Below are 22542 nucleotides of genomic sequence, written 5' to 3' on the forward strand. Positions count from 1 at the left end.
GATTTGCACTTCCGCTTTATGATGATACGGCGATCGGAAACTGAAAGGAAATATTATGAATTATGAAGATGCCTGGAAATTGCTAACCGAATATACCAAAACCGACAGCCTGATTAAGCATGCGCTTGCCGTTTCTGCCGCGATGCGCGAATATGCGAAGTGGTTCCATCAAGATGAGAATTACTGGGCAATCGTCGGTTTGCTCCACGACTTCGACTACGAAAAATATCCCGACGCCGAGAATCATCCCTACCGCGGGAACGAAATTCTGGAGAAACTCGGCTACCCGGCGGAAATGCGCACAGCCATTATGGGTCATGCGGCTTACACCGGCGTCAAACGCGAATCACTGCTGGCCAAAACGCTTTTTGCTGTCGATGAACTGGCGGGATTCATCATCGCCGTCGCGCTGGTTCGTCCTTCAAAAAGCATTTTCGAAGTCGAGCCGCGCTCGGTCCAAAAAAAGTTCAAGGACAAAACCTTTGCAGCAAAAGTCAATCGCGAAGAAATCCGACAGGGAATCACTGAACTGGGCGTTGATGAAACGGAGCATATTCAGCGCGTGATCGACGCCTTAAAAACCATCGCTCCCGAACTCGGTTTGGCCGGTCAATAATCTCTCGGCGCAGTCGGTAATTTTCACGGTTCGATTCCCAGCACCGCTTCTGACGGTAAGTAAAATACCTTGTTTATCCATGCCATTTTGCTTACCTTCCGCCTGACTTTTGAAACTACTGAGTAATGCCGATTAAGAATGAACGTTTGATAGATAACTTCCTTTTTGAAGTTGAAAAACCCGGCCGATATGCAGGCGGGGAGTTTGGAACCCAAATCAAAGACAGATCAAAGCCGCTGGCGGAAATTGCGCTGGCTTATCCCGATTTGTACGATGTTGGCATGTCCTACTATGGATTTCAGATTCTCTATCACATTCTAAATCGCGATGAGGAAATCACCGCTGAACGCGTTTATGCGCCGTGGCCTGATTTTGAGGAAAAATTGCGGAAACATTCAGTTCCACTTTTTTCTCTGGAATCACGCACACCCCTGAAATATTTCGACGTTATCGGTTTTACGCTTCCCTATGAATTGACCGCCACTAATATCCTGAACATGCTTGATCTCGCCGAGATTCCGGTTTACGCCCAAGACCGAAATGAAAGCGATCCAATCATTATTGGCGGAGGATGTGGCGCCTATAGCCCAGAACCGCTGGCGCCGTTTTTTGATGGCTTTGTCGTCGGCGACGGTGAAGAAATTGTCGTCCCTCTCACAAAGGAAATCTATTCTCTGAAAAGGCAAAACGTGCCGCGGAATGAAATCCTTCTCCGACTACCTGCGCGCTTTCCGGGACTTTACATTCCGAGTCTGTACGATGTCGATCTGCAAACCGGAAAAGTTGTTCCCAAAGCAAATATGACTACGGCTCCGAAAATCATTCGCGCCCTGCGGGTTCGGGAGTTAACGAACGATTTTTACCCTGAAGTCCCGATCATGCCGCTTGTTGAAACCTCTCAAGATCGTCTGGTCGTCGAAATCATGCGCGGCTGTACGCAGGGTTGCCGGTTTTGCCAGGCGGGTATGATAAACCGCCCTGTTCGAGAAAGACATCCCGATGACGTTTTAAAACAGATAGAAAATTCCTTCGTCGCCACCGGATACGATGATGTTTCACTTTTCTCGCTTTCAAGTTCCGATTATGCCGGTCTGGATCAACTCGCGGATGGAATCGTTGCGCACCGGGTCAATCATCGCCACTCCGTTTCTTTTCCCTCGCTCAGGTTGGACAGTTTCCGAGAAAATATCGCCCAACTTGCCAGCCAGACGCGGAAGTCTGGACTCACCTTTGCCCCTGAAGCCGGCTCCCAACGCCTGAGAAATGTCATCAACAAGGACATCACGGAAGAAGAATTGCTGAGTTCCACCGAAATCGCCGTTAGAAATGGCTGGCGCGTCATCAAACTCTATTTCATGCTGGGGTTGCCGACAGAAACCTACGAAGACCTTGCTGATATCGCTGACTTAACCCGAAAAGTGATTCAGGTCGGTAACGGACGATTGAATATCAATGTGACGCTTTCGACGTTCATCCCCAAGCCGTTCACGCCATTTCAATGGTCAGCGCAGGATTCTCCGGAAACCATCCAGCGAAAACTCGACTTCATCAAACCGCGCCTGTTGATGATGAGACAAGTAAAAGTAATGGCGCGCAATCCACAATTTTCCCGATTAGAAGGCGTCATCGCACGAGGCGATCGGCGAATAGCAGACGTGATTTATCGGGCATGGAAGAACGGCGCAAAATTTGACTCCTGGAGAGAATATTTTTCAGCTGAACTATGGGAATCCGCATTCATCGAATCGAACCTCGAGCCAGCGAAATTTACATCGGATAGAAGTCTCGACGAACCGCTGGCATGGGATCATATTGATTCTTTGGTTACCAAAAACTACCTGATTTCCGAATTCAACCGTTCACTGAAAGGTAAAACCACTCCAGATTGCCGAACCCATTGCTACGGATGCGGCGTCTGCCAACCATCGGGACTCCAGATGATGCTTGTCACGCCGAGTGCTGATGAACCCCATCAACCAATCGCGCTTCCGCCCGACGATGAACCGATCGGCTCTCCAGTCAAATTTCGTCTAAAATACCGGAAATCGAATGTCGTTCGCTTCACTTCACACCTCGACGTTTTGCGTATTTTTCAGCAGGCGATGAGACGGGCTGATCTGGATTTGATCTACACCGAAGGCTTCAATCAGAGACCGAAAATTTCTGCAGGATTTCCACTTCCATTAGGTTACACTTCTGATGAAGAATTTTTGGACGTAACGCTCAAATCCGAGACAATTGATTTAGTCAAGAGACTCAACGCGGAGTTGGCTGGTAGATTTGAAATTGTATCGGCAGAACGTCTGGCAATTAACGCAAAATCCGCATTCTCGGACACCGCCGGCTTTCTCTATGAAATCCTCTTCCCTGCAGAGATTAACCCCGTCGTTGAAAAAAACGTCCGTGATTTGCTGGAGAAAAAGGAATATATTATCCAACGCGCCGGAGAAAAAGCGACGACCCAAATTGACATCCGGCAATTTCTCAAAACGATTCAAACAGAGGCTGGCATTTTGAAAGTAGAAGTCCAAATCATCAATGGAAGAACAGTCAAAATTCGGGAACTTCTTCCCATCCTTGGATTGGAAAACGCTTCCTGTTCCGTCAGCCGCAAAAAAACTTATTTAACAACCAATCACCTACAAAATGGATAGATAATGGAAAAAACAATTTTAATGAGCGAAACTTCTAAGGAGGTTCGCATCGCAATCTTAGAGAACGGCGAACTCGTCGAACTCTTTGTTGAAAAACCCGAAAAATCCCGAATGGTCGGGAATATTTACAAAGGCAAAGTCGAAAACGTCATCGAAGGCATTCAAGCCGCTTTCGTCGATATCGGACATGGACTCAACGCCTTTCTTCCCTTTTCCGAAATGAATAACGCCGACTCTGCCACAACGATGCTGGAGAGCATTAGCCGTGACGAAGAAGAAGACGACGAAGAAGAGGAATCACCCCAACCGAAAGTCGGTAAGAAAAAGTATGTAAAAACCAGCGAAATCACTATCACGAAAAACCAGGAAATCCTCGTTCAGGTTATTAAGGAACCCTTCGCTAAAAAAGGGCCACGAGTCACAACCGATATTTCGATTCCCGGCAGGTTTCTCGTTCTGGTCCCGAACGTCGATTTCATCGGAATTTCCAAGAAAATTTTCAACCGAAACGAAAAACGGCGCTTAAGAAGCATCGCTCGCGTCATCAAACCGCCTAAATTCGGATTAATCATCCGTACAGTCGCTCAGGATCATGATGAAAAAACGCTGAAAGCCGATCTGGACAGTTTGATAAAAAAGTGGCGTTTACTCGAAGAAACCTCCAAGCGCGAACCTGCTCCCGTATGTGTATACGCCGACATGGAAATCGCCTCGTCGGTTATCCGCGATCTACTTACAATGGACGTCGATAAGATTTTAGTGGATACGAAAAACCTAAATAAACAACTACAATCTTACATCAAATCCGTTTCGCCGGAATTCGTCAAGAAGCTCGAGCATTATCAAGGACGCAATCCGCTCTTCGAGCAATACAACGTTGAGAGTGAATTCACTAAGTCGCTGAATAAAAAAGTTTGGCTGAAAAGCGGCAGTTTCATTGTAATCGAACATACGGAAGCGATGACAACAATCGACGTCAATAGCGGCAAATATATCGGAAAAAAAGATCACGAAAATAATTCGTTGAAGATCAACATGCAGGCGGCAAAAGAAATCGCTCGGCAACTTCGCCTACGCGACATCGGAGGCCTGATCGTCATCGATTTCATCGACATGGAAGAAGAAGAAAATAAGAAAAAAATCTTTTTGGAACTGAGGCGTGAACTCCAGCGCGACCGCGCGAAGGTATCTTTAGCCAACATCTCCGACTTCGGACTGCTGGAAATGACCCGCCAACGGACGCGCGTCAATCTCCTTTACACGGTTACTGAAGAGTGCCCATTATGCCACGGCTCAGGACGCGTGACTTCCAAAGAATCAGTCGTGACGAAAATCGAAAGCTGGTTCCGGCGATTCAAAGTCAAAGCCAAGGAAAAAAGGCTTCAGATTCATGTTCATCCCGATATGGCAACCTATCTTCGTGATTCGACGAATAAAGTATTGAGGAGGATTCAGTGGCGGAATTTCATCATCATCAAATTAGTTGAAGATCCATCCGTCAATATCGACGACTTCCGCGTCTTCCTAACCAAATCGGGAAAAGACATTACCGACGAATATTAACTTGCCTTGTTTAAAGGAATTCCCTAAATTTGCCCGCCTTTTTGATAAGGAAACTAAGAGAAAAATATGAGAACAAACTATTACGCTATTGCAGAAATTTCCGGTGATCAAGTCATCCTCGAACCCGGGAAAAAACTATCGGTGCCGAAACTCGAATTAGAGGTCGGCGCGACGTTCATTGCCAACAAGATTTTGTACCTGCGCAAAGGCGAAGATATTCAGATCGGATTGCCTTTCGTCAAAGACGCGGAAATCGAGACGACGGTTATAGAACAGAAAAGGCTCCCGAAAGTAATCGTCTTCAAGAAAAAACGCAGAAAAGGTTATAAGGTTAAAAATGGACATCGCCAACCCTACACGGTTCTTCAGGTCTCCAAATTCGCAGGTGAATCAGAAGTCGCAGTTACGGCAGATACAAATCCGGTTACGGAAACCTCAAGCGAACAACCTACTGAAAATCAGGAGCTATAGTCATGGCACATAAAAAAGGTGTTGGAAGTTCCAGAAACGGTCGCGACAGTAATTCTCAACGACTTGGTGTCAAGAGATTCGGCGGCGAATTCGTTACCGCAGGAACAATCATTCTTCGCCAGCGCGGCAGTAAAATTTATCCCGGCGATAACGTCGGAATCGGTAGCGACGATACACTATTTGCACTAAAAGACGGACACGTCAAATTCGAGCAAAAAAGTCGCGTGAAAAAGACCGTCAGCATTCTTTTAGACTAATCGTATCCCGCAATTGCAGAGAGGGTTTGCCCCACTTACCCTTTAAAGTTGCGGGATTTCTGTTTTCATTTTGAGGAAGCAATGATAGAAAACAACTCACCGGAATCTTTTCAAGAAACCAGAAAATACCTCAACGAACTTGTTCTGAAATACGCTGACAAATCGATGAAAAGATTCTTCAGTTTGGACGCGCAGGTTTATCAGGATGGCGCTCTACCGTCAAAAACCAAAGAATTGCTGGGCTTGGTTGCCTCGCTCGTTCTTCGTTGTGACGACTGTATCAAATACCATTTGTCGCAATGCAAAGATGCAGGCGTTTCCGACGCCGAACTTACCGAAACGATTTCTATTGGTCTGATCGTTGGCGGCTCCATCACCATTCCGCATATTCGGAGCGCCATTGAATTCTGGGACGCGCTTAAATAACTGCTATCATTTATACAAAAGATATTTTTCTGACAACGATCGAAATTTCTTATCTTCGTTCTTCCATTTTGCAATCAATTCGATGACCGGTTTTCCGCTATCAATGGCAAGTTTGAGTTCGTCACTTCCGTAAAGCCGATCGATGCTTCCGCGCCATGCAAAATCCTTTGGATACATTTGTTTCGTCTTTTCAATTATCAGTAACATCGCCTGAATTGGCTTGAACTGATCGCGGTCGGAGATGATGAGCATAACACCATTACAAAGTTGATTTTCATATTTCGGTTTCGCGGCAACGTTTGGTATGCTGACCGGTGTGAAAGTAATCGGCTCGAAAAGAACGCCTTTGCAGTTCAGTGCATTCAACGAATCGGCGTAGGTTTTCGCATTAATATACGGCGCTCCGAATTTTAAAAACGGTGAGTCCGTCCCGCGCCCTTCGGACAAATTTATCCCTTCCAGCAAACAAAATCCCGGATAAGCAATCGCAGTTGTCAGAAACTTCATGTTTGGCGACGGAGCAACCCACGGAAGATCGGTTTGGTCGTACCACAGATTCCGCTTCCAGCCTTTCATTGTGACGACTCTCAGATCGGCTTTCAAGCCATTTTCCAGATAGGACTCGCCGTTGATGAGCCAAGCAAACTCGCCAATCGTCAGTCCGTAGCGGATCGGCGTCGGATGCGGCCCGACAAACGACTTGAATTTGGGATCGAGCATCGGCCCTTCGATACGGTCGCCGCGAATCGGATTCGGTCTATCCAAAACAACAAACGGGATACCGTTTTCCGCGGCGGCTTCCATACATTTCGTCATCGTCGCAGTATAAGTATAAAAGCGAGCGCCGACGTCTTGAATATCATAAACCAGCACATCGACGTTTTTGAGCATCTCTTTCGTCGGCTTATTCACCGTGCCATACAAACTGAAAATATTTGCGCCAGTCAGAGAATCGATTTCGTTGCCGACATCTCCGCCGTCCGCCGCCAGCCCGCGATAACCGTGTTCGGGCCCGAATATCGCCGATACTGTGCAAGCATTGCTGTGATAAAAGAGGTCAACGATATGATTTCCATTTTTGTCCCGCGCGGTATGATTGCAAATAATGCCGACCTTTTTGCCTTTGAACATATCAAAGTTCAATTCTGAAACGACATCCAATCCGGTTTTAACCGAATATGTTTGACCGAAAGACGTATCTGGAATCCATCTGATTACAGAAAAAACAAGCCACGCTATCAGTACACGTCGAATCAGAATTGCCTTCATTTCTTTTCTCCTCATACGAATGATCTGAAAATGAAAATATTTCCGACTTGCCAACTGACTATCCAGAAATATTTTCTATTAAACGGATTTTGCGTATCCGTGAGCGATATTGAAAACTACGCGGCTGAAATGGCACCAACCGGGCAAACTTGCGTGCAGGCGGCGCAATCGGTGCATTTAGCCGCATCAATGACGTATTTATCGCCGCCTTCGCTGATCGCTTCAACTGGACATTCGCCTATACAGGCGCCGCAACTGATACACTCATCAGAAATGACATGTGCCATATTTTTTCTCCTTTATGATTAAACAATATTTCTACCAAAAAACAGCCGGAATTTAATCAATCCTTTTCCTTAAGACAATATGACGGACGGAACGTTTTTCCTTTTTTCCACGATTTTCTTACATTACGGGCGCTTTTAGTCATTGATACAGAATTTGAACACACCGAAACATTTTAAACCGACCGACAGAAAGAGCAGGTTTGCATGAACTCCGATTTGACTCAAGAAAATTTACTTCCCAATCCTTCACCTTTCTTCCGCTGGATTGTGTTAACCTTCATCAGTCTGGCGATGTTTGGAAATTATTATATATACGACAGCATCAGTCCGCTGGCTGATCTCCTGAAAGCGCAACTCGGCTTCTCGGACAGCAACATCGGAACGCTGAACGCGATTTACAGCATCCCGAACGTATTCATGGTGTTGATCGGCGGCTTCATCATCGACCGTATTGGCACGAAAAAATCCGCTCTGATGTTTTCCACGCTCGTATTTCTCGGCGGACTGATCACTACACTGAAAGGCGACATCGTCGTCATGGCAACCGGCAGACTGATCTTCGGGCTGGGCGCGGAGTCCATGATCGTAGCCATCACAACGGTCATTGCCAGATGGTTCAAAGGTAAAGAACTGTCATTCGCATTCGGATTGAACCTAACCATCGCGCGGCTCGGCTCGTTTCTCGCTCTAAACTCGCCGACGTGGGGAAAAAGTTTTTATACTAATTGGCAGTCGCCGCTGGTCATTTCCGTGTTTGCTGGCGCAACTTCCGTGATTTGCCTCACCATCTATTTCTTTCTCGACCGTTACGCCGAGCGGAACTACGCACTGAACAAGGAAGGCTCCACCGACAAGGTAGTCTTCAAAGACATTTTCAATTTCGGGAAGTCGTTCTGGCTGATCACGCTTCTCTGCGTCACGTTCTATTCCGCCATGTTTCCATTCCAGACGTTCGCGGTCAAATTCTTTCAGGAAGTTCACGGCACGACGCGCGAAGTCGGCGGTTTTCTTTCCAGTATGTTGACATTCGCCGCAATGATTTTCACGCCGCTGTTCGGACTTCTCGCCGATAAAATTGGGAAACGTTCTCTGCTGATGATGATCGGTTCGCTGGCGATTATTCCGGTTTATCTTTGTATGGGCTACAAAATCGACATTGCCGGTTTTCTCGGACTAAGCCAAACGGTCGCCGTCAATGTCGGTTTTTTGAATATCCATTACATCATCCCCACCAATCTGCTGATTCCGATGAGCCTGATGGGATTCGCTTTTTCGTTGATTCCCGCTGTGATGTGGCCGTCCGTCGCGTTGTTTGTCGATTCGCATAAACTCGGCACCGCGTACGGCCTAATGACGATGATCCAAAACATCGGGCTGGCAGGATTCAATCTGCTCGTCGGCTGGGCGAACGACTATTCACTCGCGAGCGTCACCAATCCGAGCGGCTACCGGCTTGGCATGTGGATTTTCAGCACGCTGGGATTCTTCGGATTCTTCTTTGCGCTTCTACTCCAGAGACAGGAGAGAAAATTAAGTTGGGGGCAAGCGCACAAAGCCTGAAAGCAACCATGAAACCAAACGCCATTCTTCCTGAAAACCGCTCGGTCTATATTCCGGCGCTGATCGTCATCACGGCTTATGTCGCCGCGCAGATGTTGTCCGACATTTCCAGTCTTCGCATCATTCTTTTTTTCGGATTGTCGATGGACGCCGGGACGTTCATCTATCCGATCACGTTCACGCTTCGCGACCTGGTTCACAAACTGATGGGCATCAAAGCCGCGCGAATTCTGATTCTCGCCTGCGCGGTCATCAATCTGTTCATGGCGTTTTTCTTCTGGTTCGTGTCGATTTTGCCCGCCGATCCGTCCGTTGGCGCGCAGACAGAATTTGCCAAAGTGCTTTCGCCTGTCTGGCGAATCATACTGGCTTCGATTTTTGCCGAAGTTATCTCCGAACTGATCGATACGGAAGTCTATCGGTTATGGATGAAAAAAGTGACGACCAAAAAACAATGGTCGCGCGTGCTTGCCAGTAATGGCGTCAGCATTCCAATCGATTCCATCCTGTTCGCTTTCATCGCCTTTGCGGGACAAATGCCGCTGGCTGTCGTCTGGAGCATCGTCCTGTCCAACGTCATCGTCAAATTTGCCACGACGTTCGTCAGCCTGCCGCTGATCTATGCCGTGCCGGAAAGGGTAGATTAGGTTGGATTAGGTTGATTAGGTTGATTAGGTTGATTCGGTAGATTGGGTTAATTAGGTAGATTGGGTAAATTGAGTAAATTCTGTTATTGGGATGTTGGTCGTTGGATATTGTTTGAAAAAAGAAACCTTCTGAAGGTTGGCCAAATCTATTATTTTGATATTTGATATTCGTCGAATTCATTCGGAGGTTTGACCATGATTGTGACAGGTGAAGGAAAAATGACAAACGGTTTGAAAGCCAAAACCGCAATGTTCACGATCTTTCTTATTCTTGCCACACTCCTCGCCATGTCCTGTAAGGAGTGTCCGACCGAACAACCGGACTACGATATTTACTTATCTGCAGAAGATGTCTTCAGCACTTCGGTCGTCCTGAGTGTCAGTCTGCCGGATTCCGGGGATGTCAGCGCCTTCGCGCTCGACCGGGACAACTCGACCGTGGCGACTTATACCTGTAGTGATGACGATACCCTGATAATCGATGAAGGTCTGATGCCGGATACCGACTACATCTACCGTGTCCGCTTCCTGAAGGACGGCAAAACCAAGTCCGAATCCGATCCGGTCTCGGTGCACACGATGGACACTACCAGTCATGACTTCACCTGGGAGATCGATACACTCGGTAACTATGGCAGTTACCTGAAAGATGCCTGGATCGTGAATGAGAACAACATCTGGGTCGTGGGAAATATCGAAACCGACAGCGGAACGTACAATGCCGCAAGATGGGATGGTGATAAGTGGAACCTATTGAAAGTGTTATCAGGGTACTCGCCCAATTATGGAATATTTTACTTTTCTGAAAATGACATTTGGATTACTTCTGGACTTCCAATTCATTGGAATGGTTCTGAATGGACACTTTATCATTTCTGGAATATGGGTGTTCTTGATGACGAAGATGGCGGTGTGACTGATATTTGGGCTTCTTCATCATCAGACATCTACTTTGTCGGCAAAAAAGGTTCCATAGTCCACTATGACGGCTCAACCTTTACGAAGATGGAAAGCGGTACAGAGATTGATTTAACTGACATCAAAGGAGATCCAGATGGTGGCGATATTTGGGTTTGCGGGTTTGATGACCTGAAAGGTTCTGTTTTGTTGAAAAAAGAACAGAATAAAGAATTTGCAACAATAAACAACATTAATTCTCAGACCTCGCTTGGTTAGCCAGGTGTTATAAGTCATATTTATCAGAGTCTTTGGACCGATACAAATATGAACCTTTTTCTGGCGGCCACAGGTCGCGTCTATGTTGTTAGCGCTTCCAGTTCCAGCTCTGTTCAAGAATTAATCTGGTGGGATTATTCAGGTAATCAATATCCACCGCTGACCACAACTATTACCGGTAACAACTCAAATGATATTTTTATTGCAGGATATTATTCATCCATTCGTCATTTCAATGGTCAGAATTGGGCAAATATCAGTCCTGAAATAGAAGGGGAAACAATATGGTCGAAAATCACGGCGATTGAGGATTTGGTTGTAGTTGTTGGCATGACTGGTTCTTATCAGGCTATTATCGCCAGAGGGCATCATCAATAATTAAAAAGGAACCATCTTCCGCCTTGAGCGCCTGCGAAAGGCTAAACTGGTTTTAATCTTCTCGTAACCTTCCGAAGGTTGGGTTTTCCAATAATGACCAATGACAAATTAATCTACATAATCCAACCTTTCATCATTTTCTTTCCCGATAATTTTCTACCGGTAAATATTTGGTTTATCTGGCAGGGCGGTATAAATTTACAGGTTGTTTTTTGAGTTTACGTGAAGAGAAATTGCGATAGGAAACTGAAGATAAAGGAATCGAATGAGAACGACACCGCGATTCCCATTATTACCTGACACATCCATGACCGGCATAAGCAGATCGGCGATTTTCGACTTTTCAGTCAATTTGAATCGCCCGGAAGACGGCCGTTCGCTATCACCGAAAGAGGAGTTATTTGATGGATATAAAACTTGACAATCTGATCGATAAGATCAAAAAAGAAGGCATCGACGAAGCGAAAATGTTGGCAGAAACGATTTTATCCGACACGCAGAAATCCGCCGCCGCGCTCATCGCCGACGCCAAACTAAAAGCCGAACAGATCGTTCGCGACGCCGAAATCGAGGCCGAAAAGACCAAAGCCAACACGACCGCCGCGCTGAAACAAGCCGCCCGTGACACAATTTTGGTCACGAAAGAAAACCTGACCAAACTGTTCGACCGTGTTTTCAAGAAGACGATTTCCGATGCGATGACGCCGGAATTTCTCGCCGGACTCATCCGCGATGTCGTCAAACAGACATCCGGCGACGCGAAACCGGAATTCATCGTCTCGCCGAAAGACATCGACCGGCTGACCAATCTGCTGGCGCAAACAACGACGGAAAGTCTAAAAGAGCCGATCGTCCTGAAAGTCGAAAAAGGCATTTCGGGCGGTTTCCGCATTGGTAAAAAAGGCTCCGACGTTTACTACGATCTCAGCGACGAAAGCATCGCGAATTTTCTCATGGAATTTCTGAATCCTTCCGTTCGCGAGATTCTGAAATAGCGGTAATGGACAAACACTATTATTTAGTCTCGCAACTTCCTTATCTTTTCTTCGACCGACCGGCGTTGATCGACAGCGCGCGGTTTCTCGCCGAAGCGGAAAAATGGCTCGCGCCGTCTGAATTAGCGTTGTTGAAAAAGATCGACGTTTCATCGACAACGGTTCAGAAGGGCGATCTGCCGGTTGTCCGCGCTTTCAAGGGATTTGAAGGAAATCTCCGGCGCGAACTCGGCGAATGGCGGAAAGCGCAAAAAACGCATCAGGATTATAAACTGACGCTTTTCCCACTTTCTCTGATTAAAGACGGCAATCCGCTGACGGCGGAAAAGAATCTCATGTTTTTGCAGTGGCAGGCGATTGACGAAATGGAAAAAGACCATCATTTCGACACGCAAATACTCGTTTTATATTATCTCAAACTCCAATTGCTCGAACGGTTGGCGATTTTCAACAAAGAGCAGGGCTTAAAAAAGTTCAAACAATACACCGAAATGGAAATATGAACAATAATACTGGAAAAATTATCGGCGTCAATGGCAACATGATCACGGTTGTGTTTGACGGCAATATCATTCAAAACGAAGTCGGATACGCGATTACCGGCGACGAGCGGCTGAAATCCGAAGTTATTAAAATCTACGGCAACAACGCTTACATGCAGGTATTCGAAAGCACCAAAGGGCTGAAAGTCGGCGACGCAGTGGAATTCACCGGTGAAATGCTTTCCGTCCAGCTTGGCCCCGGCATTCTCGGCATGGTTTACGACGGATTGCAGAATCCGCTTCACGAACTCGCCGCGCAGTTCGGCTATTTTCTGAAGCGCGGAGCCATTCTCGGCGCGTTAGACGCGACGAAGAAATGGAATTTCACGCCAACCGCCAAGATCGGCGACATCGTCCGCGCCGGTTACGAACTCGGCTATGTTCCCGAAGGCATTTTCAAACACCGGATTTTTGTCCCGTTTGGGTTTCGCGGCGATTACACGGTTAAATCTATATTGCCGAAAGGCGATTACACGATCGAAGAAACCGTTGCCATCGTCATCGATGACAAAGGCGGCGAACACACACTGAAAATGCACTTCGACTGGCCGGTCAAATTCCCGATCACGAATTTCCGCGAAAAATATGTACCGAAAGAGCCGTTGGTGACGCAAACGCGCATCATCGACACGTTTTTCCCGGTCGCGAAAGGCGGAACTTACTGCATTCCCGGACCATTCGGAGCTGGTAAAACCGTCCTTCAGCAAGTAACGAGCCGCTTTGCGGAAACCGACATCGTCATCATCGCGGCTTGCGGAGAACGCGCAGGTGAAGTCGTCGAAACCTTGCGTGAATTTCCGGAGATCACTGACCCGCGTACAGGCAAATCACTGATGGAACGCACGATCATTATCTGCAACACGAGTTCCATGCCGGTTGCAGCACGCGAAGCTTCGGTTTACACGGCAGCAACACTGGGCGAATATTACAGGCAGATGGGTTTGAACGTGCTTCTGCTCGCCGATTCGACGTCGCGCTGGGCGCAGGCGATGCGCGAACTCTCCGGTCGTTTGGAAGAGATTCCCGGTGAAGAGGCGTTTCCAGCATATCTTGAATCACGAATTGCGCAGTTTTATGAGCGCGCCGGACTTGTTGAACTTTATGATGGTGGAATGGGCAGTTTGACGATCGGCGGATCGGTCAGCCCGGCAGGCGGAAATTTTGAAGAGCCGGTAACACAATCGACCCTGAAAGTCGTCGGCGCGTTTCACGGACTTTCGCGCGACCGCTCGAACGCCAGGCGTTTTCCAGCGATCCATCCATTAGACAGTTGGTCAAAATATGCCAGTCTAATTCCAAAAATTTTGATCGATGATGCGCGGCAGACGCTTTTCAAGGGCAACGAAGTACACCAGATGATGCTTGTCGTCGGCGAAGAAGGCACATCGCTCGATGATTTTATTATCTATCTTAAATCTGAATTTCTCGACAACGTTTATCTCCAGCAAAATTCCTTCGATTCCGTTGACGGCGCAACGTCGCCCGAACGGCAGAAAAAAGTCTTCGGAAAAGTTCACGAAGTGCTGATGAAACATTTTACGTTAAAGGATAAAACCGAGGCGCGTAACTTTTTCAATACGCTGAGGCAGAAATTCATCGACTGGAACTACATCGACATGAAAGATGACGAGTTCAGCGAACAGGAACAGACAATAACCCAATTGATTGAGGAAAACTCAGGCGATGCAAAAGGTTTATAATAAAATTCTCAGCGTTACCGGCAACGTCATCACGGTCAAGGCAAGCGACGTCGCATACGAAGAATTGGCGGAAATTACGACCAGTCGTGGGAAATCGCTCGCGCAGGTCATCAAACTCGACGACGACATCGTTTCGCTTCAGGTATTCGCGGGCAGTCAGGGCATTGCCACGAACGACGAATTGCGCTTTCTCGGCAATCCGATGCGCGTGACTTTTTCAGATAACATGCTCGGCAGGATATTCAACGGGAGCGGCATTCCGCGCGACAAAGGGCCGCTATTGACCGAAAATATGATTCAGGTCGCTGGTCCGTCGGTCAATCCGGCAAAACGTATCATCCCGCGAAACATAATCCGCACGAACATCCCGATGATCGACGTGTTCAACTCGCTCGTCGTGTCACAGAAATTGCCGATCTTTTCAGTTTCCGGTGAACCGTACAACGAACTTTTAGCACGCATCGCGCTTCAGGCAGAAGTCGATATGATTATCCTCGGCGGCATCGGACTGAAGTACGATCAGTACATGTATTTCAAGAACACGCTGGAAGAAGGCGGCGCGCTGAGCCGTTCCATTTTCTTCGTTCATACGGCGTCCGATCCGATCGTCGAAGGCTTGATGGTTCCTGATCTTTGCCTCGCCGTCGCTGAAAAATTCGCCCTCAAAGGCAAGAACGTTTTGGTTCTTCTGACGGATATGACAAACTTCGCCGATTCGCTGAAAGAAATCGCCATCACGATGGAACATGTTCCGTCAAACCGCGGCTATCCCGGCGATTTGTACAGCCAACTTGCCGCGCGTTATGAAAAAGCGGTCGATTTCGACGACGCCGGTTCGGTCACGATTCTCGCTGTCACAACGATGCCGGGCGACGACGTCACGCATCCCGTTCCAGATAACACCGGCTACATCACCGAAGGACAATTTTACCTGCGCAACGGACGCATTGAGCCATTCGGTTCGCTCAGCCGTTTAAAACAGCAGGTGAATAAAAATACGCGCGACGATCACCGCGCCATCATGGACGGCATGATCCAATTGTATGCGCAATTCAAGGAAACCGAAGAAAAGCGCGCGATGGGTTTCCGCATGAACGAATGGGACAACAAACTCCTGAAATACGGACAGCAATTTGAATCTCAGATGATGGATTTATCCGTCAATATTTCGCTCGAAAACGCGCTCGACCTCGGCTGGAAAATCCTCGCCAACTGTTTCAAGCCGGAAGAGACCGCTTTGAAATCCGAACTCATTAAGAAATTTTGGCCAAAGGAAATTGACTGATGCCCAAGATTCGTCTGACAAAGAACGAATTGAAAACTCAGAAAGAGGCACTGAAGCGGTACGTGCGCTACTTGCCGACGTTGATACTCAAGAAGACACAATTGATTCAAGAAATCAAGAGCATCACTCGCACCATCGACGCCGTAGATGCGGAAATCGCCGCTCTGGAAAAAACCACGGCGGAATGGGCAGATGTCTTTGCGGAATCCGTCGATCTAACAAATTGGCTCCGCGTTCAGGAAATCAAAACAGGTGTCGGCAACATCGCCGGTATCGATATTCGATTATTTCAAGATGTAGTTTTTGAAGAATTGCCGTATGATTTCTTCGCCACGCCGTTGTGGGTCGACTCGGCTCTAAGCATCGTCAAAGAACAAATCGCGCGAAAAATCCGGATCAAAATTCTCGAGGAGCAGATCGAAACGCTGAAAAACGAACTCCGCATCACTGTTCAGCGCATCAATTTGTTTGAAAAAGTCAAAATCCCTGAAGCGAAAGAAAATATTCGTGTGATCCAGATATTTCTCGGCGACGCGCAGACGGCAGAAGTCGTCCGCGGCAAGATCGCCAAATCGAAAATCCAGAAGAAACGGGAGGCGTCTGCCGCATGATCGTTCGGATGAAAAAAGCGACGCTTTTAGTCAGCGCCAAAGAACAGGATAACGCGCTGAAACGGCTCCGTCGCCTCGGCGTTGTTCACATTCATCAGCCGAACGTCCCGGTTTCCGACGATATTTCACGCCTCGAAAGCCAGATCGCCGCCGTCGAACGTTGCCTGAATATTTTCGGCAAGAAACCAAACGCCAAACCGGAAAAAGAGTTCGACCTTCGTTCTGCAGAATTGATCGTTCGACAAGCGCTCGATTTATTGGATCAGCGCGCCAAACTCTCTACCGAATTCGACGCCGAGAAAGAAAAACGCGGTTGGTTTATCAATTGGGGAAACATCTCAAAATCCGATCTGGAATTGCTGAAACGAAGCGGTATTTTCGTCCGGCTATATACTTCCGACAAAGGTTACATAAAAAAACTTCCACCCGAAAAATCTGTCTATATCATTGGTCAAGACAAGCTACGCGTTTATCTCGCTCTCGTCACCGATAACGAGTCCGAGAAATTAGATTTGAAGGAAGAATTTCCACCCGCCGATGATTTAAAGAGCGTGGAAGATCGCTTCTTATCGGTTGAAAAGGAACTCCTCCGCATCAACGACGATATTAACGAACTGTCGAAGTCCCGTCAACTAACGGTGAATTACCATCTTTATCTTCAGAAACAACTGGAATTCGCCAAAGTCCGCACCGGCATGGGAAACATCGAATCAATCTGCTATCTCGAAGGCTTCTGTCCAATGGACACGGTTCCGGCAATGAAAGAGGTCGCGGACGCCGAAGGCTGGGGCTACATTTTCGACGATCCGGACGATCCGGCAGTCGTACCAACGCTCATTCGTCGTCCGAAATGGCTGAATATGGTCGAGCCGATATTTAAATTCATGGGCACGGTTCCGGGTTATGCCGAGTTTGACATCGGTTTTTGGTTTCTTTGCTTTTTCAGCCTGTTTTTCGCCATTTTGGTTGGCGATGCCGGATACGGAGTGGTTTTGCTGATCGCCGGAATTCTTCTGCGGCGGAAATACAAAAATGCTCCGAAAGAACCATTTCTCCTACTCTATGTTTTGAGCGGCGCGCTGATTTTTTGGGGAGCGATCACCGGAACATGGTTTGGATTCGAACAGATCGCACGCCTGCCATTCTTCAAATTACTGATTGTTGAAAAGGTCAACGCTTGGAGCACGAATCCCGACGCGGTAACGAATTTTCTGATGTATTTTACTTTCCTGATTGGCGCAATTCATCTGTCGCTTGGTCATTTTCTGAACGGACTCAAAAAACTTCCGTCGCTTCAGGTTTTGGCGCAACTCGGTTGGATGTTTATCGTTTGGAGTATGTTTTTTATGGCGGGAACACTGGTATTAAATAAGGCGTTGCCGTCGACAGCGCTGTGGGGAATCGGCGTGGGAACCGCTCTTGTCGGATGTTTCGACAATTATGAAAAAGGGCATTTCTGGCGCGGATTCGGAGCGACGATCGGGAACCTGCCGCTCAGAGTTATCGGTTCGTTTGGTGACATCGTTTCTTATTTACGTCTGTTTGCCGTCGGAATTGCCAGTTCGGTTGTTGCAACGAGTTTTAATTCAATGGCAACCGATGGTGTCGATAATTTTTTCAAGGCGATCATCGCCGTCATTATTCTGATTTTTGCACACAGTTTAAATATGGCGTTGGGCGCGATGTCGGTTATAGTTCACGGCATCCGGCTCAACATGCTGGAGTTTTCCAGCCATCTGGGAATGACATGGACGGGCAAAGCCTATCAACCCTTCTCGGAAGGTTCCTTCCGGAATAAGAAATATACAATTTGAGTAATCATAGTTAAGGAGAAAAGATATGCAAGGTTTAGGTGACTTGAATCTATCATTGATATTAGCTGCACTCGGTTCGGCCTGGGGCGCTGGCGTAGCCGGAATGTCGGCGATCGGCGCGTGGAAAAAAGCGTATTCTCTAAACAAAGCGGCACCGTTTATCCTCGTTGCGTTCGTTGGCGCGCCACTTTCTCAGACGATTTACGGAATGATTTTACGGAACGCAATCAAAGATGCCGCCATTGCCGATCCGATGACGAATTTCCTGATCGGTGGTTTCGCAGGTTTAGCAATGGGATTTTCTGCACTCTGGCAGGGAAAAAATTCTGCAAAAGCCTGCGACGCTCTGACGGAAACCGGTCAAGGTTTCGGAAACTACATCATGGTCATCGGCATCATCGAAACCGTTGCGCTGTTCATCATGGTATTCTGTCTGACGGCGCTTCCGAAAGCCGCATAATCTTTCGGGCTGATTAGACCGATTCGTTTTTATTTTTAAAAAGCTGTCCCGCCAATTACGGGATGGCTTTTACTTTTAATTCCGTGAATAAGTCGGAGATGTTTTTTATATTTGAATCAGATGGTTTAAATGGAGAAATGATATGACGAATCTGACATTTTTAGGCGCAACGGGAACCGTCACCGGTTCGAGATTTTTGCTTGAATCGGACGGAAAACGATTTTTAATTGACTGCGGACTTTTTCAAGGTTTGAAAAAACTTCGACAAAGAAACTGGGAGCTGTTTCCGGTTCCGCCGGAAAGTATCGACGCCGTTTTGTTGACCCACGCGCACATTGATCATAGCGGATATTTACCGCGTTTGGTTCAAAGCGGGTTTTCCGGAAAAATCTACGCATCTACGGCGACAACCGATTTGTGTGGAATTATGTTGCCAGATTCGGCTCATCTGCAGGAAGAAGACGCCAGATACGCCAACGCCAAACATTTCACCAAACATAGTCCCGCCATGCCGCTCTACACAGTCGAAGATGCGAAGAGCGCACTTGAATTATTCTCACCTATTCCATACGGAAAGACTATCGATTTGACGCAGAACATTACCTTAACACTCCAGGACGCGGGGCATATTCTCGGCTCATCATTCATTGATCTTCGGATTAAAAGAGACGGAAAGCAATTCCGAGTCCTGTTTTCCGGCGATATGGGACGCCCATCGCGTCCGATTCTCCGTGATCCGCATACGGTTTTCGGAACGGACTATTTGGTCGTCGAATCGACTTACGGAAATCATCTGCACGGCACGGAAAACACAAATAAGGAACTCACCCGCGTCATATTGGAAAGCATTGATCGGGGCGGTGTGCTGGTGATTCCGTCATTTGCCGTCGGTAGAACGCAGGAACTTCTTTATTCGATCCGTGAATTGGAAGAACAAAACGCCATTCCCAAATTGCCGATTTACGTCGATAGTCCGATGGCGATCAGTGCCATGAAAATTTTCGAGAAGAATAAAGGCGACCACGATCTCGAATCCAAAGCCAAAGAGATGTCCGGTGTCGATATTTTGAAAACCGACAAACTACAATTCGTTCAAACCAAGGAAGGCTCACAGGCGCTAAACAATATTAAAAAACAAGCAGTCATCATCTCGGCAAGCGGCATGGTCACGGGCGGACGAATCCTTCACCATCTTTTTCACCGTCTGCCGGATCCAAAGAATACGGTTTTGTTCATTGGCTATCAGGCAGAAGGCACCCGCGGCAGAACCATTCTTGAAGGATCGGAAAGCGTGAAAATTCATGGACAATTTGTCCCAATCAACGCCAAGGTCGAACACATCAGCGGTTTTTCCGCTCACGCCGATTACAACGAAATACTTGCATGGTTGTCCAGTTTCAATCAGCCACCAAAACAGGTTTTTATCGTTCACGGCGAGCCGGAAGAATCGCGTGGTCTCGCTGAAAAGATCACGTTTCAATTCGGCTGGAATGTCGTCGTTCCGGAATTCGGAAATAGATTTGAACTGACTTAAGGAAAAGAAAATGGACTTATTCGGAAACGAAGAACCTAACGCTCTCCAACCGCCGTTGGCAGAACGCATGAGACCAACAAAGATCGCCGATTTTGTCGGTCAGCCAGAGATGATCGGCAAGGACAAAATTGTCAACAAGGCGATTGCGTCGGGAAAAATATTTTCGATGATTCTCTGGGGACCGCCCGGATCAGGAAAAACGACTCTGGCGCGACTGATTTCCAAAGAAGTCAACGCGCAGTTTCATCAGATCAGCGCCGTCTCATCCGGCGTCAAAGAAGTTCGGAGCGTCATTGACCGTTCGCGGATGAATTCCCGTAACGGCGTTGCCACGCTTCTCTTTATCGACGAAATTCACCGCTTCAACAAAGCCCAACAGGACGCGCTACTTCATGCCGTGGAAGACGGCTCGGTCACGTTGATTGGCGCCACGACGGAAAATCCGTCGTTTGAGGTCATTCCACCGCTGTTATCGCGATGCCGCATCCTGAAGCTCGATCCGCTCAATGAATCCGATCTGGAAAAAATTCTTCAGTCTGCGATTTCGCAGGACAAAATTCTGAAAAACTACGCCGTCAGCCTCGACAAAACCGCGCAGTCGTTTCTTTTAACCAGCGTGAATGGCGATGCGCGAAAAATGCTGAACGCCATCGAAATCGCGCTGAGCCTTTCAACGCCCAAAACGGGAAGCCCAATTGTCATCGATCTTCCACTTATAAAAAACGCTCTACAACAGCGAAATTTGCTGTACGATAAGACGGGCGATTATCATTACGATACGATTTCGGCATTCATCAAGAGTCTTCGGGGAAGCGACCCTGACGCGGCGGTTTACTGGCTCGCCGTTACGCTCGAGGGTGGCGAAGATCCGCTCTTCATTGCGCGCCGGATGATCATCTTTGCCAGTGAAGACGTCGGAAATGCCGATCCGAACGCCATGACGCTTGCCGTTTCCGGTTTTCAGGCGGTTCATTCGGTCGGAATGCCGGAAGCCTCCATCGTTTTAGCTCAAATGGCGACATACCTCGCTTCCGCACCGAAAAGCAACGCATCGTACATGACATTGGTGAACGCCAGCACAGTTGTGAAGTCAGGCAAAATGCCGGACGTGCCGCTTCATCTGCGGAACGCACCGACCGGATTGATGAAAGCGCTGAACTATGGGAAAGATTACCAGTATCCGCATCAACAACCCGAGCATTTTGTGAAGGAAAATTATTTCCCAGAATCGATCGAGCCGCAAGCGTTCTATCATCCGACGGACATCGGACACGAAAAAACGATCCGGGGACGGCTCGAGAAACTCTGGCCAGAACGTTACAAATCCGACAAAAAGGAATCTCCGCGCTGAACCCAGACATTTCCCGAAAATCACAGGAAATTCCGATGCCGAATGCCTTTGTTCTTCCCGATTCTTGTCTTGGTAAAACCGCTCCGAAATGATAAATTTGTCACAGTTTAAAATGGTTGATTTATGAACGCTATTGAATCTTTAATACTCGGTGTTTTTCAGGGCTTTTCAGAATTTCTCCCGATCAGCAGTTCCGGGCATTTGGTCATTTTACAACGGCTCTTCAATTTAACTTCCGACAATATTGTGTTTGAGGTCAGCGTGCATTTCGGCACATTGCTGAGCGTCGTTGCCGTTTACTATTCCGATTTGTGGAAAATGATCGCAAGTTTTTTCAGCGGACTTTTTAGCCAAAATATCCGTTCGAATTTCCGTAACAACGAGTATTTCCGTCTTGCCGTTTTCGTTGTGATCGCTACGATTCCCGCCGGATTGGTTGGCGTTCTTTTCAAAGATTTTATCGAGGGTATTTTTCATTCCGTTCGGTTGGTTGGCGTAACTTTGATAGTCACCGGCGTTCTTCTGTTTCTGACGCGTTTCGCTAAAATTCAAAACCGCAAGTTGGGTGGATGGAATAGCCTTTTAATCGGCCTTTTTCAGGCATTTGCCATTCTGCCGGGAATTTCCCGTTCGGGTTCGACGATCAGCGCCGGACTCTTTTCGGGAATTTCACGAATGGAAGCCGCGCGGTTTTCTTTCTTACTGTCCGTTCCGGCAGTGCTTGGCGCGACGATTCTCGAAGGCAAAGATGTACTGGCGGTTGGCGTCGCAGTTCTCGACTGGAAAATCCTTTTGATCGGGTTGATTTCTTCATTCATCGTTGGCTATCTGTCGCTGAAATTTCTCCTGAAAATCGTCCAGAGCGGAAAATTCAGCTGGTTTGCGCCTTACTGCCTAACGGTCGGATTATTAACTTTGTTATTCTTGTAGGAACTTCGACAAGAAA

General features: G+C 47.5%; 22 protein-coding genes. 20 read left to right on the top strand and 2 right to left on the bottom strand.

Annotation, left to right across the window (positions count from 1 at the left end; translation table 11 throughout):
- The first annotated feature begins 55 nt into the window (after positions 1 to 55).
- The 6 genes from COT43_09675 to COT43_09700 all read left to right on the top strand — a co-directional run bounded on the left by COT43_09675 (position 56) and on the right by COT43_09700 (position 5987).
- The gene (locus COT43_09675; GenBank protein PIS27572.1) at positions 56 to 616 is read left to right on the top strand and encodes an HAD family hydrolase; all 561 of its coding nucleotides are present in this window, start codon (positions 56 to 58) and stop codon (positions 614 to 616) included.
- Between the two features lie 125 nt (positions 617 to 741).
- Positions 742 to 3270, top strand: a complete 2529-nt coding sequence (locus tag COT43_09680) for a B12-binding domain-containing radical SAM protein (protein ID PIS27573.1) — start codon at positions 742 to 744, stop codon at positions 3268 to 3270.
- 3 nt (positions 3271 to 3273) lie between these two features.
- On the top strand, positions 3274 to 4833 hold the full coding sequence (locus tag COT43_09685) for a ribonuclease E/G (protein PIS27574.1): 1560 nt from the start codon (positions 3274 to 3276) through the stop codon (positions 4831 to 4833).
- 66 nt (positions 4834 to 4899) lie between these two features.
- Entirely contained in the window at positions 4900 to 5304 is a 405-nt protein-coding gene (rplU, locus tag COT43_09690) for a 50S ribosomal protein L21 (GenBank protein PIS27575.1), read from the top strand.
- Between the two features lie 2 nt (positions 5305 to 5306).
- Positions 5307 to 5561: a 50S ribosomal protein L27 gene (locus tag COT43_09695; protein PIS27576.1), complete on the top strand. Its 255-nt coding sequence runs from the start codon at positions 5307 to 5309 to the stop codon at positions 5559 to 5561.
- Positions 5562 to 5642: 81 nt separating this feature from the next.
- Positions 5643 to 5987 carry an alkylhydroperoxidase gene (locus COT43_09700; protein PIS27577.1) on the top strand — a complete coding sequence of 115 codons (345 nt, stop codon included), beginning with the start codon at positions 5643 to 5645 and terminating at the stop codon, positions 5985 to 5987.
- Between the two features lie 6 nt (positions 5988 to 5993).
- On the opposite strand, the gene COT43_09705 is transcribed toward COT43_09700, so the two are convergent.
- Together COT43_09705 and COT43_09710 are read right to left on the bottom strand one after the other, a co-directional pair.
- Complete coding sequence (locus COT43_09705) at positions 5994 to 7310, bottom strand: DUF1343 domain-containing protein (GenBank protein ID PIS27578.1); 1317 nt, start codon at positions 7308 to 7310, stop codon at positions 5994 to 5996.
- Positions 7311 to 7372: 62 nt separating this feature from the next.
- Complete coding sequence (locus COT43_09710) at positions 7373 to 7543, bottom strand: ferredoxin (protein ID PIS27579.1); 171 nt, start codon at positions 7541 to 7543, stop codon at positions 7373 to 7375.
- Between the two features lie 204 nt (positions 7544 to 7747).
- Between COT43_09710 and COT43_09715 the strand changes: the two genes are divergently transcribed.
- The 14 genes from COT43_09715 (at position 7748) to COT43_09780 (ending at position 22526) form a co-directional block, all read left to right on the top strand.
- Positions 7748 to 9103 carry an MFS transporter gene (locus tag COT43_09715; GenBank protein PIS27580.1) on the top strand — a complete coding sequence of 452 codons (1356 nt, stop codon included), beginning with the start codon at positions 7748 to 7750 and terminating at the stop codon, positions 9101 to 9103.
- An 8-nt stretch (positions 9104 to 9111) separates the two neighbouring features.
- Positions 9112 to 9750, top strand: a complete 639-nt coding sequence (locus COT43_09720) for a hypothetical protein (protein PIS27581.1) — start codon at positions 9112 to 9114, stop codon at positions 9748 to 9750.
- 195 nt (positions 9751 to 9945) lie between these two features.
- On the top strand, positions 9946 to 10926 hold the full coding sequence (locus tag COT43_09725; protein ID PIS27582.1) for a hypothetical protein: 981 nt from the start codon (positions 9946 to 9948) through the stop codon (positions 10924 to 10926).
- Between the two features lie 48 nt (positions 10927 to 10974).
- Positions 10975 to 11304: a hypothetical protein gene (locus COT43_09730; protein ID PIS27583.1), complete on the top strand. Its 330-nt coding sequence runs from the start codon at positions 10975 to 10977 to the stop codon at positions 11302 to 11304.
- Positions 11305 to 11708: 404 nt separating this feature from the next.
- Complete coding sequence (locus tag COT43_09735) at positions 11709 to 12299, top strand: hypothetical protein (protein PIS27584.1); 591 nt, start codon at positions 11709 to 11711, stop codon at positions 12297 to 12299.
- Positions 12300 to 12304: 5 nt separating this feature from the next.
- Positions 12305 to 12802, top strand: coding sequence for a hypothetical protein (locus tag COT43_09740; protein ID PIS27585.1), 498 nt, complete (start codon positions 12305 to 12307; stop codon positions 12800 to 12802).
- Positions 12799 to 14541, top strand: a complete 1743-nt coding sequence (locus COT43_09745; GenBank protein ID PIS27586.1) for a V-type ATP synthase subunit A — start codon at positions 12799 to 12801, stop codon at positions 14539 to 14541. Before COT43_09740 ends, COT43_09745 begins: the two co-directional genes overlap by 4 nt.
- Positions 14525 to 15826: a V-type ATP synthase subunit B gene (locus tag COT43_09750; protein ID PIS27587.1), complete on the top strand. Its 1302-nt coding sequence runs from the start codon at positions 14525 to 14527 to the stop codon at positions 15824 to 15826. The genes COT43_09745 and COT43_09750 overlap by 17 nt, the downstream gene beginning before the upstream one ends.
- On the top strand, positions 15826 to 16437 hold the full coding sequence (locus tag COT43_09755; protein ID PIS27588.1) for a V-type ATP synthase subunit D: 612 nt from the start codon (positions 15826 to 15828) through the stop codon (positions 16435 to 16437). Before COT43_09750 ends, COT43_09755 begins: the two co-directional genes overlap by 1 nt.
- Positions 16434 to 18251, top strand: coding sequence for a hypothetical protein (locus COT43_09760; GenBank protein ID PIS27589.1), 1818 nt, complete (start codon positions 16434 to 16436; stop codon positions 18249 to 18251). Before COT43_09755 ends, COT43_09760 begins: the two co-directional genes overlap by 4 nt.
- Before the next feature lie 25 nt (positions 18252 to 18276).
- A complete protein-coding gene (locus tag COT43_09765) occupies positions 18277 to 18711 on the top strand; it encodes a V-type ATP synthase subunit K (GenBank protein ID PIS27590.1) in 435 nt (144 codons plus the stop codon).
- 142 nt (positions 18712 to 18853) lie between these two features.
- Positions 18854 to 20245: an MBL fold metallo-hydrolase gene (locus COT43_09770; GenBank protein PIS27591.1), complete on the top strand. Its 1392-nt coding sequence runs from the start codon at positions 18854 to 18856 to the stop codon at positions 20243 to 20245.
- A gap of 10 nt (positions 20246 to 20255) precedes the next feature.
- Positions 20256 to 21596, top strand: coding sequence for an AAA family ATPase (locus tag COT43_09775; protein ID PIS27592.1), 1341 nt, complete (start codon positions 20256 to 20258; stop codon positions 21594 to 21596).
- A 123-nt stretch (positions 21597 to 21719) separates the two neighbouring features.
- Entirely contained in the window at positions 21720 to 22526 is an 807-nt protein-coding gene (locus COT43_09780; protein ID PIS27593.1) for an undecaprenyl-diphosphatase, read from the top strand.
- Positions 22527 to 22542 lie beyond the last annotated feature (16 nt).

This window comes from Candidatus Marinimicrobia bacterium CG08_land_8_20_14_0_20_45_22 (genome assembly GCA_002774355.1).
Lineage (GTDB): Bacteria > Fidelibacterota > UBA2242 > UBA2242 > UBA2242 > 0-14-0-20-45-22.